General features: G+C 60.0%; 14 protein-coding genes and 1 pseudogene. 11 read left to right on the top strand and 4 right to left on the bottom strand.

All coding sequences use genetic code 11. From position 1 onward, the window contains the following. Window positions 1–90 precede the first annotated feature (90 nt). The gene (locus PPUTUW4_RS17940) at window positions 91–1,872 is read left to right on the top strand and encodes an ABC transporter transmembrane domain-containing protein (RefSeq protein WP_162139264.1); all 1,782 of its coding nucleotides are present in this window, start codon (window positions 91–93) and stop codon (window positions 1,870–1,872) included. A 138-nt stretch (window positions 1,873–2,010) separates the two neighbouring features. Here the strand turns inward: PPUTUW4_RS17940 and PPUTUW4_RS17935 are convergent, their stop codons facing one another. Next, window positions 2,011–3,939, bottom strand: coding sequence for a transglycosylase SLT domain-containing protein (locus PPUTUW4_RS17935; RefSeq protein ID WP_015095960.1), 1,929 nt, complete (start codon window positions 3,937–3,939; stop codon window positions 2,011–2,013). 213 nt (window positions 3,940–4,152) lie between these two features. Here PPUTUW4_RS17935 and PPUTUW4_RS17930 point away from each other — a divergent pair, with 213 nt between their 5' ends. Further along, on the top strand, window positions 4,153–6,072 hold the full coding sequence (locus tag PPUTUW4_RS17930) for an ATP-binding cassette domain-containing protein (RefSeq protein ID WP_015095959.1): 1,920 nt from the start codon (window positions 4,153–4,155) through the stop codon (window positions 6,070–6,072). A 60-nt stretch (window positions 6,073–6,132) separates the two neighbouring features. Beyond that, window positions 6,133–6,243, top strand: a pseudogene (locus PPUTUW4_RS30370) (outer membrane lipoprotein carrier protein LolA); the annotation flags it as partial. 13 nt (window positions 6,244–6,256) lie between these two features. On the opposite strand, the gene PPUTUW4_RS17925 reads toward PPUTUW4_RS30370, so the two are convergent. Next, entirely contained in the window at window positions 6,257–6,697 is a 441-nt protein-coding gene (locus tag PPUTUW4_RS17925) for a universal stress protein (protein ID WP_015095958.1), read from the bottom strand. Window positions 6,698–6,801: 104 nt separating this feature from the next. On the opposite strand from PPUTUW4_RS17925, the gene PPUTUW4_RS17920 reads away from it, so the two are divergent. The 7 genes from PPUTUW4_RS17920 (at window position 6,802) to PPUTUW4_RS17890 (ending at window position 15,462) form a co-directional block, all read left to right on the top strand. Next, a complete protein-coding gene (locus tag PPUTUW4_RS17920) occupies window positions 6,802–7,239 on the top strand; it encodes a hypothetical protein (RefSeq protein ID WP_015095957.1) in 438 nt (145 codons plus the stop codon). A 636-nt stretch (window positions 7,240–7,875) separates the two neighbouring features. Continuing rightward, window positions 7,876–10,023: a fatty acid oxidation complex subunit alpha FadB gene (gene fadB, locus PPUTUW4_RS17915; RefSeq protein WP_015095956.1), complete on the top strand. Its 2,148-nt coding sequence runs from the start codon at window positions 7,876–7,878 to the stop codon at window positions 10,021–10,023. A gap of 29 nt (window positions 10,024–10,052) precedes the next feature. Next, on the top strand, window positions 10,053–11,228 hold the full coding sequence (fadA, locus tag PPUTUW4_RS17910) for an acetyl-CoA C-acyltransferase FadA (protein ID WP_007986361.1): 1,176 nt from the start codon (window positions 10,053–10,055) through the stop codon (window positions 11,226–11,228). Between the two features lie 99 nt (window positions 11,229–11,327). Further along, on the top strand, window positions 11,328–11,564 hold the full coding sequence (locus PPUTUW4_RS17905; RefSeq protein WP_007986363.1) for a DUF1653 domain-containing protein: 237 nt from the start codon (window positions 11,328–11,330) through the stop codon (window positions 11,562–11,564). A 114-nt stretch (window positions 11,565–11,678) separates the two neighbouring features. Beyond that, the gene (gene topA, locus PPUTUW4_RS17900; protein WP_015095955.1) at window positions 11,679–14,306 is read left to right on the top strand and encodes a type I DNA topoisomerase; all 2,628 of its coding nucleotides are present in this window, start codon (window positions 11,679–11,681) and stop codon (window positions 14,304–14,306) included. A gap of 303 nt (window positions 14,307–14,609) precedes the next feature. Then, window positions 14,610–15,134 (top strand): DUF6586 family protein, encoded by a 525-nt coding sequence (locus tag PPUTUW4_RS17895; protein ID WP_015095954.1) that lies wholly within the window; start codon window positions 14,610–14,612, stop codon window positions 15,132–15,134. Between the two features lie 94 nt (window positions 15,135–15,228). After that, window positions 15,229–15,462, top strand: a complete 234-nt coding sequence (locus tag PPUTUW4_RS17890; protein ID WP_015095953.1) for a hypothetical protein — start codon at window positions 15,229–15,231, stop codon at window positions 15,460–15,462. A 93-nt stretch (window positions 15,463–15,555) separates the two neighbouring features. Here PPUTUW4_RS17890 and sulA read toward each other — a convergent pair whose 3' ends face one another. Both sulA and lexA read right to left on the bottom strand, forming a co-directional pair. Further along, window positions 15,556–16,032, bottom strand: a complete 477-nt coding sequence (gene sulA, locus PPUTUW4_RS17885) for an SOS-induced cell division inhibitor SulA (RefSeq protein ID WP_015095952.1) — start codon at window positions 16,030–16,032, stop codon at window positions 15,556–15,558. 10 nt (window positions 16,033–16,042) lie between these two features. Beyond that, window positions 16,043–16,651 (bottom strand): transcriptional repressor LexA, encoded by a 609-nt coding sequence (gene lexA / locus PPUTUW4_RS17880; RefSeq protein ID WP_007974043.1) that lies wholly within the window; start codon window positions 16,649–16,651, stop codon window positions 16,043–16,045. A gap of 229 nt (window positions 16,652–16,880) precedes the next feature. On the opposite strand from lexA, the gene PPUTUW4_RS17875 reads away from it, so the two are divergent. Continuing rightward, complete coding sequence (locus PPUTUW4_RS17875) at window positions 16,881–17,588, top strand: TetR/AcrR family transcriptional regulator (RefSeq protein WP_007974041.1); 708 nt, start codon at window positions 16,881–16,883, stop codon at window positions 17,586–17,588. The last annotated feature ends 42 nt before the right edge of the window (window positions 17,589–17,630 follow it).

The following is a 17,630-nucleotide window of genomic DNA, read 5'->3' as shown; positions in this document are numbered from 1 at the left end:
GGTGGACATAATTAACCTGACTCATTGTGATTTGCAGCGAGCCACCCCATTGAGCGGTGTAGGCTGACCCTAATGATTGTCTTGTCCCGGATGTTTGCGATGCTCTCTGCCCGTCACCGCCGTGCTGTTCGCCTGGCCAGTCGTTTCATTGCGCCGTATCGCTGGCAGGCCTTCGGCGCCTTGCTGGCGTTGATCGTCACTGCCGGCATCACCTTGTCCATGGGGCAGGGTATCCGCCTGCTGGTGGACAAGGGGTTCATGACCCAGTCGCCACACCTGCTCAATCAGTCCATTGGCCTGTTCATGTTGCTGGTGGTGGGGCTGGCGATCGGCACCTTTGTACGGTTTTACCTGGTGTCGTGGATCGGCGAGCGCTGCGTCGCCGATATCCGGCGTGACGTGTTCAATCACCTGATTTACCTGCACCCGGGTTTTTACGAAGACAATCGCAGCTCCGAAATCCAGTCCCGCCTGACCGCCGACACCACGCTGCTGCAATCGGTCATCGGGTCTTCGCTGTCGTTGTTCCTGCGCAATCTGTTGATGGTGATCGGCGGGATCGTCCTGTTGTTCATCACCAACCCCAAGCTCACCAGTATCGTAGTGGTGGCCTTGCCCCTGGTGATCGCGCCGATCCTGATTTTCGGTCGCCGGGTGCGTAACCTCTCGCGCCTTAGCCAGGACCGGATTGCCGATATCGGCAGTTATGTTTCCGAAACCCTGGGGCAGATCAAGACCGTGCAGGCCTACAACCATCAGGTCCAGGACGAGCAACGGTTTGCCGTGACCGTGGAGGAGGCGTTCAACACCGCACGCAAGCGCATCTTCCAGCGGGCGTGGCTGATTACCCTGGTGATCGTGCTGGTCCTGGGCGCGGTCGGGGTGATGCTCTGGGTCGGCGGGATGGACGTCATCGCCGGGCGAATTTCCGCCGGCGAGCTGGCGGCGTTCGTGTTCTACAGCCTGATCGTCGGCAGTGCGTTCGGCACCTTGAGCGAGGTGATCGGGGAATTGCAGCGGGCAGCCGGTGCGGCCGAGCGGATCGCCGAGTTGCTGCGTTCGGAAAACATCATCCTGCCGCCGGTCGCAGGTGCGGTGACACTGCCGGAACGGGTCGACGGCCACCTGCAGCTGCAAAATGTGCGTTTTTCCTACCCGTCGCGGCCGGAAAGTTACGCTGTCGACGGCTTGAACCTGACAGTCAATGCCGGTGAGACGCTGGCGCTGGTTGGGCCCTCCGGGGCCGGCAAGTCGACGGTGTATGACTTGTTGCTGCGTTTCTACGACCCGGCCGAGGGGCGCATCCTGCTCGATGGCGTGCCGTTGACTCAGCTCGATCCGCTGGATTTGCGCCGCTGCTTCGCCCTGGTGTCACAGACCCCGGCGCTGTTTTTCGGCAGCATTGAAGACAACATTCGCTACGGCAATCCGCAGGCGACGCTGGCCGAGGTACAGGAAGCGGCAAAGATCGCTTACGCCCATGACTTTATCGAAGCCATGCCCAACGGTTACCAGACTCATCTGGGGGATGGCGGTCTCGGCTTGTCCGGCGGCCAGCGCCAACGCCTGGCCATCGCCCGCGCGTTGCTGGTGGACGCCCCGATCCTGCTCCTCGACGAAGCCACCAGCGCCCTCGATGCCCAGAGTGAGCACCTGATCCAGCAGGCGCTGCCGAGCCTGATGAAGAACCGAACCACCCTGGTGATCGCCCATCGCCTGGCCACGGTTAAAAACGCCGACCGGATCGCGGTGATGGATCAGGGGAAGCTGGTGGCGGTAGGAACGCACCAGGAACTGATTGCCAGCAATGCCTTGTATGCACGGCTGGCGGCGTTGCAGTTCAGTGACGGCAAGGCTACCGCCGAACTGTAGGAGCTGCCGCTGGCTGCGATCTTTTGATCTTGAAGACCCCTGACAAAAAAATGCCCGCATCGTTTGATGCGGGCATTTTTTAGAGCAAGATCAAAAGATCGCAGCCTGCGGCAGCTCCTACATAACCGGCATTACCGGTCATTGATCGTCGAAAAAACGCTCATGCCAATCCACGATCGGCTGTGGCGAGTTGAGCTTCTGGCCGTAGATCACCGAGTACGACAACACGTTTTGCACGTACTGGCGGGTTTCGTCGAACGGGATGCTTTCTACCCACACATCGAAACTCAGGTGGTCGGCACCGCGCAGCCATTGGCGCACGCGACCCGGGCCGGCGTTGTAGGCGGCGGAGGCAAGGACGCGGTTGCCGTTGAACTGGCTGTGCACCTGGCTCAGGTAAGCGGCGCCGAGCTGGATGTTCTTGTCCGGGTTGAACAGTTGCTGTGGCGAGCTATAGGGAATGCTGAACTTGCGTGCGGTTTCCTTGGCGGTGGCGGGCATCAGTTGCATCAGGCCCGAGGCGCCGACCCCGGAGCGGGCATCTTCCATGAAGGCGCTTTCCTGGCGAGTGATGGCGAACGCCCAGCTCGGATGCAGGCCGCGATTCTTCGCTTCACGCACCAGCGTGTTGCGGTGGGCCATCGGGAAACGGATATCCAGATCGTCCCAATACTGCGCCTGGCTGATGGTGCGAATGGCCGGGAAGTACCATTTCAGGTCGTAGGCCAGTTTGGCCTGGGCAACCATCTCGTCACGGCTGAAGTGGCGGCTGACGTGGTACCACTCGCGGCGACCGTCGACGATTTGCCCGCGAGCGTGGAACTCCAGGGCGCGACGTATGCCGGGGGTGTTGCGCACTTTGTTGATCAGCGCCTGGCTCATCACCAGCGGCTTGTTGTTCAGCGAATAGGGTGACTGCGAGCGATCGGCGGCGAGGAAACCATAGAAGTCGCGTTCGCGGGCCAGGTTTTTATAGAGCGTCTGCACTTCCGGATTCTGCGGTTGCGCCAGTTCCAGGCTGCGGGCCTGCCAGTAGCGCCAGCGGTTGGTGGTGGCCAGGTCCTGGGGCAGGCGGCGGGTCAACTGGTAGGCATCGTCCCAGCGCGCCAGGCGCAGGAGCAGGCGCAGGCGCCATTCGGAAACCGTGTTGTCGCGCAGTTCCGGATCGTATTTGGTCATGACGTCCAGGGCTCGGCCGTCGAAACGTTTGGCGAGGGTCAAGCCGATTTCCCGGGCGATCGCCACTTTTTCATCCCGGGAGAAGTGCATGCTGCTGGCGTAGCCGTCGAGCAGGTTCATGGCCCTGTCCGGGTCCTGGCGAGCCAGGCGGCGCAGGCCGAGGCTGACCACGTCGGACATGGCTTCATCGGCCGGGGTGAAGCGTGACGGCTGGTTGAGCAGTTCCGGTTTCTGCGCGACGTCCACCAGCAAGCGACCGCGCGGGGCGAGGGTGGTCAAGCCGTTAACCAGGCTGTTGGCCAGCGGGTAGTTGCGCGCCTGGGCGGCGAGTTTGGCGCGCTCCCAGCGTTTTTGCTCGGTCAGCTGGCCTTCGGCGGCCCACATGCCGAACAGGGCATCGCAGGCTTCGGGTTGGGATTTGCCGGTCAGCCAGAGTTTTTCGGTGTTGGCGTAACCTTCGGCCTTGAGGTTGTGGCTGATCTGGTACTGCGCATTCAGGCAGTCCAGTTCGGTGAAGTTCATTTTCGGGTCGTAATACTTGACGAAAGTCGCCCAGTCGCCCCGGTCCGCCAGCCAGCGCAACCAGCGCAGTTTCATCCAGTTGGCCTGGGGCAGGTCGCCGTGTTCGGCGAGGAACTTCTCGATTTCGGCGTTGCTCGCGGTTTTCAGGCGCGCGGTCAGTTCGTCATAGGCCAGGTACGGTTCCAGCGGATAATCGGCGAGGGCCTGGCTGTAACGGAAATACGGGCCGGAATCGCCCTTGGCCAGGGCGCGCTTGGCTTCATCGTAATATTGGCGTTGGGTGGACAGGTCCACCGCCTGGGCGGATTGAAGCGCTGCGGCTGAAAGTAAAAAACACGACAAAAGATTGAAAAGGCGACTGCGCATGAGACGTCCAGGCAGAGAAAACATGACAAGTGCGGGTCAGGCCCGCACTGAATTGTCTGTAGCTTAGCCTTTTGCCAGCAGCCGGCGAAAGCTTTGCGGGTCTTCCCGCATCAGTTCGCAACATTTGTCGTTCAGAGTGCTACGAGAGTGAAATTGCCGGCCTTCTGAGGCCTCAAGTCAGGTAGAATGCGCGCCCGGTTTTTGGAGAAGCTCATGACCCTGCTCAAATTCAGCGATGTGTCCCTTGCTTTCGGCGCTATGCCGTTGTTGGACAAGGTGTCCTGGCAGATCGCCCGTGGTGAGCGGGTGTGCATCATCGGCCGCAACGGCACTGGCAAGTCCAGCATGATGAAGCTCGTCAAGGGCGACCAGAAGCCCGATGACGGCTCCGTTTGGCGCGCACCCGGTCTCAAGATCGGCGAATTGCCGCAAGAATTGCCGGTGGCCGACGAGCGGACAGTGTTCGACGTGGTGGCCGAAGGCCTTGACGGCGTCGGTGCGTTGCTCGCCGAGTATCACCACCTGAGCCAGAACATCGTCACCGATGCCGACCTGGACAAGCTGATGCACGTCCAGCACGACCTCGAAGCCCGCGATGGCTGGCGCTTGCAAACGCTGGTCGACAGCACCCTGAGTCGCCTGCAACTGCCGGCCGACAAGACCCTCGCCGAGTTGTCCGGCGGCTGGCGTCGTCGCGTCCTGCTGGCCCAGGCCCTGGTGTCCGAGCCGGACCTGCTGCTGCTCGACGAGCCGACCAACCACCTGGACATCGGTGCCATCGCCTGGCTTGAAGAGGCGCTGAAGGATTTCCAGGGCGCCGTGCTGTTCATCACGCACGACCGTTCTTTCCTGCAGAACCTGGCAACCCGCATCCTCGAACTGGATCGTGGTGGCCTGATCGACTGGAACGGCGACTACGCCAGTTTCCTCGTACACAAGGAGGCCGCGCTGGCGGCCGAAGAAACCGCCAACGCGCTGTTCGACAAGCGCCTGGCCCAGGAAGAGGTGTGGATTCGCCAGGGCATCAAGGCCCGTCGCACCCGTAACGAAGGCCGCGTACGCGCGCTCAAAGCCTTGCGCGTCGAGCGCAGCGAACGTCGCGAGCGGACCGGCAAGGCCAACATCCAGCTGGAAACCGCCGACAAGTCCGGCAAACAGGTCATGGTCCTCGATAACGTTAGCTTTGCTCACCCGGGCGGTCCGTTCCTGATCAAGGACTTCTCCATGGTGCTGCAGCGCGGCGACCGAATCGGTCTGCTCGGCGCCAACGGTACCGGCAAGACCACGCTGCTGAAGCTGATGCTCAGCGGCTTGCAGCCAACCAGCGGCAAGGTGGAGGAGGGCACCAGGATCGATGTTGCCTACTTCGACCAGCTGCGCCATCAGCTGGATCTGGAAAAAACCGTGATCGACAACGTCGCCGAAGGTCGCGACTTCATCGATATCGACGGCCAGAGCCGCCACGTGCTGAGCTACCTCGGCGACTTCCTGTTCAGCCCGCAGCGTGCGCGCACGCCGGTCAAGGCGCTGTCCGGCGGTGAACGTGCCCGTCTGTTGCTGGCCAAGCTGTTCAGCAAGCCGGCCAACCTGCTGGTACTCGACGAACCGACCAACGACCTCGACGTCGAAACCCTCGAATTGCTCGAAGAGGTCCTGCTGACCTTCAACGGCACCGTACTGATGGTCAGTCACGACCGGGCATTCCTCGACAACGTGGTGACCAGCACCCTGGTCTTCGAAGGTGAGGGCAAGGTGCGCGAATACGTCGGCGGTTATCAGGACTGGCTGCGTCAGGGCGGCTCGCCGCGCCTGCTCGGCGTGACCGAGAGCAAGTCCGGCAAGGCCGACCTGAACTCTGCAGTGGTGAAGGCCGAGCCGGCACCGGTTGCGGCGGCAGTCGAAGCGCCAGTGGCGAAGAAGAAGCTCAGCTACAAATTGCAGCGTGAGCTGGAAGCGTTGCCCGGCGAGATCGAAGCCATGGAGCAGCAGATCGCTGCCGTTGAAGCGCAGATGGCCGACGCGGGTTTCTACCTGCGCCCGGCTGCCGAGACGGCTGCAGTGATCGCTCAGCTGGCGCAGTTGCAGGCTGAACTCGACGTGATGGTCGAGCGCTGGGCCGAACTGGATGCCTGATTGATCCTGCAATAAAAAAGCCCGGCTTCACACACGTGAACGCCGGGCTTTTCATATGAAATGCAATCCCCTGTAGGAGCGAGCTCGCTCGCGATGGTCGTCAACGATGACACGGGGAGCCTGACACCCCGTGGCGCTCTCAGGTTCATCGCGAGCAGGCTCGCTCCTACAGGGGCAGGTGTTGTCAGCTTTTGGTTTGCAGGCGCACCGCAAGCACATCACAAGGCGCGCCATGCAACACGTCATTGGCGGTGGAGCCGAGCAGCAGTGCCAGGCCGTGCCGGCCATGGCTGCCCACCACGATCAGGTCGCAGGTTTGCTCCTTGGCCAGGTGGTGGATTTCCTGGCGTGGCTGGCCATAGGTCAGGTGGCTGTATTCCTTGGAGAGCTCCGGGTATTTGAGGATCAAGCGGTCAAGGCGCTCCTTGGCCTGATCGAACTGCTGCTGTTGCAGTTGTGACAGGTCCATCGGCACGTCGCCGCCGAAGGCCATCGCCATCGGCTCGACAATGTGCACCAGTGACAATTTCGCGCCGTTGCTCACCGACAGCTCGCGAGCGCGGTGTATCACAGGGTCGCACTCTTCGGTCAGATCTACAGCGACCAGAATATGGTTGTAGGGCATGAGGTGCTCCTCCTGAGGATTGCAATATTGGTAAGTATGGCTGGTTTCAAGCGCATTGGTTCCAAAGTGACACAATGGGCTCATCAAGAATCGGGAGTACAGATATGACGGTGTGGATAGTGGTGTCAATCCTGTTGGTGGTACTCAGCCCACTGGCATGGTTGCGCCCGTCGCGTGCCCAGAGTGGGCGCATCGCCCTGCGCATGGAGGCCCGGCGCATTGGGCTGGCCATGCAGCTGGCGCCCCAGGAGTGGCCACACTGGCTGAGCCAGGAGCCGCCGAGCCCGTGCGCCCAGTACCATCGTCCGCGGCGTGGCAGTCAGGCGGCGTGCTGGAGTTACTGGCAAAAATCACCGGGTGTCTGGGTCAATCAATGGCAGGAAACCTGTGAAGACCAGGCGCTGCTCAATCATTTCGAAAAATTGCCGGGTAATGTCTACAAGGTCGAGGCCGACAAGCAAATGATTGCCTTGTATTGGGGTGAGAAGGGCGAGGCCGAGGTGTTGCAGCACATCGATGCCACCCTCAAGGCACTCGCCTGAAGCTCCGTTCCCCTGTAGGAGCGAGCCTGCTCGCGATGGACGTGAACGCTGATGCTTGAAACCTGACACCCCGTGGCGCTCTCAGGTTCATCGCGAGCAGGCTCGCTCCTACAGAGTGCAGAGGAGCGCAATTGCCGTTTTTTTGTACGCAATAAAAAGCCCGACAAAATCATCGGGCGGGTTGGCCAGGCAGGCCGGTAAATCGGTGTTGGCTGATCTTGCGCTGGGCATTCGCCAAAAGCGTTCACAATTTCCCCTTGGTTCCGCCAGCGTAGCTTGTTAAACACGGGCTGCAGCGAATTAGGGCGCATTTTCTAACAATTGATTCTATGAATGACCCTGCATGCTTCGGCGTGTTTAAGGTCTTCACAGTACGGATATGACCGGAAAGTCGCGTTTCAACCCGTGTTTCGGGCGATTGACAATTGTCGGAAATTCCGTGAAGGTGACGTACCCAAATCAAACGGGCGTATGAATTGAGCGTTTGTATTTCAGACCGCTCCTACAGAATCCCGACTATCGCGTTGGCGGGTGTGCCGGGGGAATGGGCGTAGCATTGACGATCAACGTCCCTGCCAAGCCATTCGCCTGCGTCCGACGTGTACTGTTCAGCTTCCATATCGTGGAGATCAGTTGATGATTTACGAAGGTAAAGCCATCACGGTTAAGGCTCTTGAAAGTGGCATCGTCGAACTGAAGTTCGACCTCAAGGGTGAGTCCGTCAACAAGTTCAACCGTCTAACCCTGAACGAACTGCGTCAGGCCGTAGACACCATCAAGGCAGATGCTTCGATCAAGGGCGTGATCGTCAGCAGTGGCAAGGACGTGTTCATCGTCGGCGCCGACATCACCGAATTTGTCGACAACTTCAAGCTGCCGGATGCAGAGCTTGTTGCTGGCAACCTCGAAGCCAACAAGATTTTCAGCGATTTCGAAGACCTCAACGTTCCGACCGTTGTCGCGATCAATGGCATCGCGCTGGGTGGCGGTCTGGAAATGTGCCTGGCGGCGGACTACCGCGTCATGTCCACCAAGGCCAAGATCGGCCTGCCGGAAGTCAAGCTGGGCATCTACCCGGGCTTCGGCGGTACCGTTCGTCTGCCGCGTCTGATCGGTGCCGACAACGCCATCGAGTGGATTGCCGCCGGCAAGGAAAACCGTCCTGAAGACGCGCTCAAAGTTGGCGCTGTCGACGCAGTGGTTGCTCCAGAGAAACTGCAAGAGGCCGCGCTGGAACTGATCAAGCGCGCCATCTGCGGCGAGTTCGACTACAAGGCCAAGCGCCAGCCGAAGCTGGAAAAGCTGAAGCTGAACGCTATCGAGCAAATGATGGCTTTCGAAACCGCCAAGGGTTTCGTGGCCGGTCAAGCTGGCCCGAACTACCCGGCGCCGGTTGAGGCGATCAAGACCATCCAGAAAGCCGCGAACTTCGGTCGCGACAAGGCCCTGGAAATTGAAGCCGCAGGTTTCGTCAAGCTGGCCAAGACCTCTGCTGCGCAGAGCCTGATCGGTCTGTTCCTGAACGACCAGGAGCTGAAGAAAAAGGCCAAGGCCTACGACGAAATCGCCAAGGACGTGAAGCAGGCCGCCGTACTGGGCGCCGGCATCATGGGTGGCGGTATCGCCTATCAGTCGGCTTCCAAAGGCACGCCGATACTGATGAAGGACATCAACGAGCACGGCATCGAGCAGGGTCTGGCCGAAGCCGCCAAACTGCTGGTTGGCCGCGTTGATAAAGGCCGCATGACCGCCGCGAAAATGGCTGAAGTGCTCAACGGCATTCGTCCGACCTTGTCCTACGGTGATTTCGGTCACGTGGACCTGGTGGTGGAAGCAGTCGTCGAGAACCCGAAGGTCAAGCAGGCCGTACTGGCTGAAGTTGAAGACCAGGTCAAAGAGGACACCATCCTCGCGTCCAACACCTCGACCATTTCCATCACCTTGCTGGCCAAGGCCCTCAAGCGTCCGGAAAACTTCGTCGGCATGCACTTCTTCAACCCGGTGCACATGATGCCGCTGGTGGAAGTGATCCGTGGCGAGAAGTCCAGTGAGCTGGCCGTTGCCACCACCGTTGCCTACGCCAAGAAAATGGGCAAGAACCCGATCGTCGTCAACGACTGCCCGGGCTTCCTGGTCAACCGCGTACTGTTCCCGTACTTCGGCGGTTTCGCCAAGCTGGTCAGCGCCGGTGTGGACTTCGTCCGTATCGACAAGATCATGGAAAAGTTCGGCTGGCCTATGGGCCCGGCCTACCTGATGGACGTGGTCGGCATCGACACCGGCCACCACGGCCGTGACGTGATGGCTGAAGGCTTCCCGGACCGCATGAAGGACGACCGTCGCTCGGCTGTCGACGTGCTCTACGAAGCCAAGCGCCTGGGCCAGAAGAACGGCAAGGGCTTCTACGCCTACGAGACCGACAAGAAGGGCAAGCAGAAGAAAGTCGCCGATCCTTCGGTGCTGGAAGTGCTCAAGCCAATCGTCTTTGAACAGCGCGAAGTCACTGACGAAGACATCATCAACTGGATGATGATCCCGCTGTGCCTGGAAACCGTGCGTTGCCTGGAAGACGGCATCGTCGAAACCGCTGCCGAAGCCGACATGGGTCTGGTCTACGGCATTGGTTTCCCTCCATTCCGTGGCGGTGCGCTGCGTTACATCGATTCGATCGGTGTGGCAGAGTTCGTTGCCCTGGCTGACCAGTACGCTGATTTGGGCGCGCTGTACCACCCGACCGCGAAGCTGCGCGAAATGGCCAAGAACGGCCAGAGCTTCTTCGGTTAAGCGCCCCCAACTAGAGTGAGAGTGAACTTATGAGCTTGAATCCTAGAGACGTCGTGATTGTCGACTTCGGTCGTACTCCGATGGGCCGCTCCAAGGGCGGCATGCACCGCAACACCCGCGCCGAAGACATGTCGGCGCACCTGATCAGCAAATTGCTGGAACGCAACGTCAAGGTCGACCCGAACGAAGTCGAAGACGTGATCTGGGGCTGTGTGAACCAGACCCTGGAGCAGGGCTGGAACATCGCGCGCATGGCGTCGCTGATGACCCAGATCCCGCACACCTCGGCCGGCCAGACCGTCAGCCGTCTGTGTGGCTCGTCCATGAGCGCTTTGCACACTGCTGCGCAAGCGATCATGACCGGCAATGGTGACGTGTTCGTCGTTGGTGGCGTCGAGCATATGGGTCACGTGAGCATGATGCACGGTGTCGATCCGAACCCGCACATGTCGCTGTACGCGGCAAAAGCTTCGGGCATGATGGGCCTGACCGCGGAAATGCTGGGCAAAATGCACGGCATTACCCGCGAGCAGCAAGATGCTTTCGGCGTGCGCTCCCACCAACTCGCCCACAAGGCGACCGTGGAAGGCAAGTTCAAAGACGAAATCATCCCGATGCAGGGCTACGACGAGAACGGTTTCCTGAAAACCTTCGACTACGACGAAACCATTCGTCCGGAAACCACCCTGGAAAGCCTGGCGGCTCTCAAGCCGGCGTTCAATCCGAAGGGCGGCACCGTGACAGCAGGTACTTCGTCGCAGATCACCGATGGTGCTTCGTGCATGATCGTGATGTCGGCGCAGCGCGCACAGGACCTGGGCATCCAGCCTATGGCGGTGATTCGCTCGATGGCGGTGGCAGGTGTGGATCCGGCAATCATGGGCTATGGTCCAGTACCGGCCACACAAAAAGCACTGAAGCGCGCGGGTCTTGGCATCTCCGACATCGACTTCTTCGAGCTCAACGAAGCTTTCGCCGCACAGGCCCTGCCAGTGCTGAAAGATCTGAAAGTGCTCGACAAGATGAACGAGAAGGTTAACCTGCACGGCGGCGCGATCGCCCTGGGCCACCCGTTCGGTTGCTCCGGTGCGCGTATCTCCGGCACTTTGCTCAACGTGATGAAGCAGAATGGCGGTACCTTCGGGGTAGCCACCATGTGCATTGGTCTCGGCCAAGGCATCTCCACCGTCTTCGAACGCGTTTAAGCGTTTCGTTGATGGAAGCCGGGGCCAAGTGCCCCGGTTTTTGTTTTTCCGGATTTATTTTTGTTTTTATTTTGAAAAAATTTGAGTGAGGGCCAAAGCATGCCGATACAACCTGGGCTCTACCAACATTACAAAGGTCCGCAGTACCGCGTATTCAGTGTTGCGCGGCATTCGGAAACCGAAGAAGAAGTGGTCTTCTATCAAGCCCTGTATGGCGATTACGGCTTTTGGGTGCGTCCCTTGAGCATGTTCCTGGAGTCGGTCGAAGTTGACGGCGAACAGGTGCCACGCTTTGCTTTGGTGCAGGCCGAAGAAAGCCTTTTTACCAAGCCATAAGCTGAGTGCGCGCAATACCCTGCGCTTGACCTCACCTTGTAGCCACTATATATAGCGGTGCCGCGTCAGGCGCCAACCGCCTTTCACTTCTCGAATTCAGGAATTTTCTGATCCATGGGCAAATCGCTGGTCATTGTGGAATCCCCGGCTAAGGCCAAGACCATCAACAAGTATTTGGGCAACGAATACGTGGTGAAGTCGAGTATCGGCCATATCCGAGACCTGCCCACCAGCGGTTCGGCTAGCGCCAGCAAAGAGCCGGCCGCCAAGCGCGGCAAGGCTGCTGCGGGCGAAGCGCCGGCACTGTCGCCTAAAGAAAAAGCGCGCAAGCAGCTGGTCGCGCGCATGGGGGTCGATCCGGATCATGGCTGGAAAGCCAAGTACGAGATCCTCCCGGGCAAGGAAAAAGTCATCGAAGAGCTGCGCCGGCTCGCCAAGGATGCTGACACCATCTATCTCGCAACCGACTTGGACCGCGAGGGGGAAGCCATTGCCTGGCACCTGCGCGAAGCCATCGGTGGTGATGACAGCCGCTACAAGCGCGTGGTGTTCAACGAAATCACCAAGAAGGCGATCCAGGAAGCCTTCTCCCAGCCGGGCGAGCTGGATATCGACCGCGTCAACGCCCAGCAGGCCCGTCGTTTCCTCGACCGCGTCGTGGGCTACATGGTTTCGCCACTGCTGTGGGCCAAGATCGCTCGCGGCCTGTCCGCCGGTCGCGTGCAGTCGGTTGCCGTGAAGCTGGTGGTTGAGCGCGAACGTGAAATCCGCGCGTTCATCCCGGAAGAGTACTGGGAAGTGCACGCCGACCTCGGCACCGCAAAAGGCGCGACCGTGCGTTTCGACGTGGCCCGCGAAAAAGGCGAAGCCTTCAAGCCGCTCAACGAAGCCCAGGCCATGGCTGCGCTGGAGAAGCTCAAGGCTTCCAGCTACAGCATCGTCAAGCGCGAAGACAAACCGACCAGCAGCAAGCCGTCGGCGCCGTTCATCACCTCCACCCTGCAGCAGGCCGCGAGCAACCGCCTGGGCTTCGGGGTGAAGAAAACCATGATGATGGCCCAGCGTCTGTACGAAGCCGGCTACATCACTTACATGCGTACCGACTCGACCAACCTCTCGGTTGATGCCGTGGCGATGGCGCGTACTTATATTGAAGGCGAGTTCGGCAAGAAGTACCTGCCGGAAACCCCGAACGTCTACAGCAGCAAGGAAGGCGCACAAGAGGCTCACGAAGCGATTCGTCCGTCCGACGCCAACACCGAGCCAAGCAAGCTGTCGGGCATGGAGCGTGACGCTGAGCGCCTCTACGAGCTGATCTGGCGCCAGTTCCTGGCTTGCCAGATGCTGCCGGCGCAATACCTGTCGACGACCGTCACTGTGGGCGCCGGCGACTTCGAGCTGCGTGCCAAGGGCCGCATCCTGAAGTTCGACGGTTACACCCGTGTCATGCCGCAAATCGCCAAGCCAGGCGACGACGATGTGCTGCCGGACATGGCCCAGGGCGATGCGATGAAGCTGATCAAGCTTGATCCGACCCAGCATTTCACCAAACCGCCGGCGCGTTACTCGGAAGCCAGCCTGGTAAAAGAAATGGAAAAACGCGGCATCGGTCGTCCTTCGACCTACGCAGCGATCATTTCGACCATTCAGGACCGGGGTTACGTGGCGTTGCACAACCGTCGTTTCTACTCGGAAAAGATGGGCGACATCGTCACCGAACGCCTGGCCGAGAGCTTCTCGAACCTGATGGACTACGGTTTCACCGCCGGCATGGAAGAGCATCTCGATGACGTGGCCCAGGGCGAACGCGACTGGAAAAACGTGCTCGACGAGTTCTACGGCGACTTCAAGAAGAAGCTCGAAGTAGCCGAAAGCCCGGAAAACGGCATGCGTGCCAACCAGCCGGTGATGACTGACATTCCGTGCACCACCTGCGGTCGTCCAATGCAGATCCGCACCGCGTCGACCGGCGTGTTCCTTGGTTGCTCGGGCTACAGCCTGCCGCCGAAAGAGCGCTGCAAGGCCACCGTCAACCTGGTGCCGGGCGACGAAATCGCCGCGGACGACGAAGGTGAGTCGGAGTCGCTGGTATTGCGTGGCAAGCATCGCTGCCCGATCTGCAGCACGGCGATGGATGCCTACCTGCTGGACGAGAAGCGCAAGCTGCACATCTGCGGTAACAACCCGGATTGTGACGGCTACGAAATCGAAGAGGGCACCTATCGCATCAAGGGCTATGAAGGTCCGAGCCTGGAATGCGACAAGTGCGGCAGCGAGATGCAGCTCAAGACCGGCCGTTTCGGCAAGTTCTTCGGCTGCACCAACGCGACCTGCAAGAACACCCGCAAACTGCTGAAAAGCGGTGATGCGGCGCCGCCGAAGATGGACCCGGTGAAGATGCCTGAGCTGAAATGCGAAAAGGTCAACGACACCTATATCCTGCGCGACGGTGCATCCGGCCTGTTCCTGGCGGCCAGCCAGTTCCCGAAAAACCGTGAGACGCGTGCTCCGCTGGTTATCGAGATCGTGCCGCACAAGGATGAGATCGATCCGAAGTATCACTTCCTCTGCGAAGCGCCGAAGAAAGATCCCGATGGCCTCCCGGCTGTGATTCGTTACAGCCGCAAGACCAAGGAGCAGTACGTGCAGACCGAAGTTGATGGTAAGCCGACTGGCTGGAAAGCGTTCTATGACGGCGGCAAGTGGACGGTTGAAGACAAGCGCCCGGCTGCGAAGGCTTGAAACTGTAGGAGCGAGCTTGCTCGCGATGGTCGTTAACGATGACGCGGGCCTTCAGGATGCCCGCGTTGCTCTCGGGTCCATCGTCGGAACGCCGCCCGGAGCAAGCTCGCTCCTACAAAAGGCCGCATGGGAACTGCGAAGGCGTAGAATCGCAAGACCCTTGTAGGAGCGAGCCTGCTCGCGATGGTCGTCAACGATAACGCGGGCTTTCAGGATGCCCGCGTTGCTCTCAAGTCCATCGCGAGCAGGCTCGCTCCTACAGGACCTGCGTGAAGCAATTATTTCGTTGTGGAGGCTGCCGTCATGGCCCACGAACTTTATACCCGCACCAATCAGAAGATTTATTTCGCCGGCTTGTCGCTGGAAGCACTGGCGCGCACTGAAGAGGGTCGGGCGATGAATTCGCTGGCGCTGATCCAGGCCGGACGCGAATCGGCGCTGTTTCACCTGTACGGCGCGCTGTTGGGCCTGTGCCATGAAATCGCCGGCTTCTACCGCCTGCCTCAGGCCAATGCACCCCGTGCGGAGCTGCTGCTGACTCGCGAAGTGCTGGAAACCATCGCCATTCCAGAAATGGCCGAGCTGGTGGAGCTGGCCAATAACCCGGAGACCTGGCTGGCCAAGTTGCTGGCTGCCCATGCTGCGTTGTTTCAGCCGCCGCGCGCGCCCCACAAGCCAAAAGGGGACGTGACTCAGCCACTGATTCAGGCGGTCAATCTGGATGAAGTGGATGAGCCAGAGGAACTTAGTCGGGAAGAGCTGGAGAGCTGGCGCCAGAATCTGAAAGGATTGGCGATCCGCTTTCGCGAAGGCCTGAACGAGTGCTGACAGAAACAGTTTCGGGATGGCATCTGGTCAAGATCCCGAGCGAATCCTGGCCGATGCCTATATAATCCCCGCCTTTCGTGGAGAACAGTCCTTTATGCCAACGTCCTTTCTAGAAATTGTCGAGTTACCAGACGGCCGTATCGAGCTGCGCAGGGCCGAGGACGAGGGTTCTCTGGTTACTTTGGATTTCTCCGAGGACGCCAAAGCGTTCCTGCAAGGGCAACACGTGGAAGTCGCCAAGGCGATGTTGAGCGTGGGAGTCCAGATGGCAGGTCGCCTGGTTGAAGGCGAGTTCGACAAGGACGAGGGGTCACGGGTTCTTCATTGATCCCCGTCCGTCGGTTTTCCTGACGTCGCTACACATCGGCTTCTCTCTCCCTGGAGAAGCCTCGCGCGGTGAAGTTCGCGTCCCGGCTGTCAGTTATCCCAAACGAATATTCAGGCTCTGAGCGTCCCCGGTCCGGGCGGCGCTGATCAGCTGTTGCCGGGATTGGCTGCTCAACGGGTTGAGCCAGCTGACAACCGTATGGCTGCGCCCAAGACGCAGGGCTTCGCAGGTCAGTTGCTGAGCACTTTGGGTGCCTCGGGGGTGCAGCAACAGAATGCGCTCGCGGTTGAGGCCGGCATCTCGCAGCCAGGCTTGAGTCAGGCTGGCGGGCGGCGCGATCAGTGTCAGCCAGCGTGCGTCCTGGTCCTGGCTCAATTCCCTGAGGATCGGTGCCAGAAGGCTCAGGCAGTTCCCCGCTGCACCACGCAGTGACAGCTCGCTGAAAGCGTCAGGTTCGGCGCTCCAGGGGGACTCGACTACGTCTTTCAGGATCGGCGCCAATGGCTGTGCCATGAACGCTTCGAACAACGGCAGTTGGGTTTGCTGTGGTGATGGCTGTGGGAACTGCATGGAGCCTCCTTTAGCGGCGAATCACGCCGACACTCAAGCCTTCGATCACCAGTTCCTGATCTTGAAGGTTCACTTCGATAGGGGCGAACTCGGGGTTCTCGGCGATCAGCCAGACTTTGCTGCCATCACGCTTGAAGCGCTTGACGGTCACTTCGTCGCCGATTCGTGCAACCACGATCTGGCCGTTACGGGCTTCGCGGGTGGTGTGGACGGCCAGCAGGTCGCCGTCGAAAATGCCGACATCCTTCATGCTCATCCCGTGGACGCGCAGCAGGTAGTCGGCGCGCGGATGGAAGAAGGCAGGATTGATGTTGCAGGACTCTTCGATGTGTTGCTGCGCTAGAATCGGGGCACCGGCTGCGACCCGGCCAATGATCGGCAGGGTGGAATCGTCGGCCTTGGCTTCGAAGCCGGGGATGCGAATGCCACGGGAGGCGCCAGGCGTCATCTCGATGGCACCCTTGCGGGCCAGCGCCTTGAGGTGCTCTTCCGCCGCATTGGGTGACTTGAAACCCAGTTCCTGAGCGATTTCCGCACGGGTGGGGGGGTATCCGTTGTCTTCCAGGCAGCGTTTGATGAAAGCCAGAATCTCTGCTTGTCGTGGCGTCAGCTTTAGCATATTGATCGCTCTGTTTTTTTATACAGTGACTGGGATTATATACAGTGGGGCGATCTTGGCAATGCTCCATTTTTCAGTCGCCGCCAGACGGTCAATCAGTCAGTGGATTCAAGCTTCGCCGTTGTGTGGTTAAATATCTGACCGACCATTCCCGAAACGAACTGCCAGACTTGACAAGGCACAGGCTGAAACGTATGTTTCAAACAAGTGTTTGTCAGGCGGAGTAGCCATGGCCCAGTCGGAAACCGTTGAACGCATTCTTGATGCAGCCGAGCAGTTGTTCGCGGAAAAAGGTTTCGCTGAAACCTCGTTGCGCCTGATCACCAGCAAGGCCGGTGTCAACCTGGCGGCGGTGAACTATCACTTCGGTTCAAAGAAGGCGTTGATCCAGGCGGTTTTCTCGCGGTTCCTCGGGCCGTTCTGCATCAGCCTCGACAAAGAGCTGGAGCGGCGTCAGGCCAAGCCTGAAATCAAGCCGACCCTCGAAGAGTTGCTGGAAATCCTCGTCGAGCAGGCACTGGTGGTGCAACCGCGCAGCGGCAACGACCTGTCCATCTTCATGCGTTTGCTGGGGCTGGCATTCAGTCAGAGCCAGGGGCACTTGCGTCGTTATCTGGAGGACATGTACGGCAAGGTGTTCCGCCGCTACATGATGCTGGTCAACGAAGCGGCGCCGCGTATTCCGCCCATCGAACTGTTCTGGCGCGTGCACTTCATGCTGGGTGCGGCGGCGTTCAGCATGTCCGGTATCAAGGCCTTGCGCGCGATTGCCGAAACCGACTTCGGCGTGAACACCTCGATCGAGCAGGTCATGCGCCTGATGGTGCCGTTCCTGGCCGCCGGCATGCGTGCCGAGTCCGGTGTGACCGATACCGCCATGGCCACTGCCCAGTTGCGTCCACGCAGCAAATCGACACCGGTTGCCGCCAAGGTTTAACCGCGCACGGGTGGGCGCGGCAGCTGACATCCGCTAAGCTAG

The organism is Pseudomonas sp. UW4, assembly GCF_000316175.1.
In the GTDB taxonomy this organism is placed as follows: Bacteria; Pseudomonadota; Gammaproteobacteria; order Pseudomonadales; family Pseudomonadaceae; genus Aquipseudomonas; species Aquipseudomonas laurylsulfatiphila.
The sequence above is the reverse complement of the archived record's forward strand: the minus strand, read 5'-3'. Positions and strand labels throughout refer to the sequence as shown.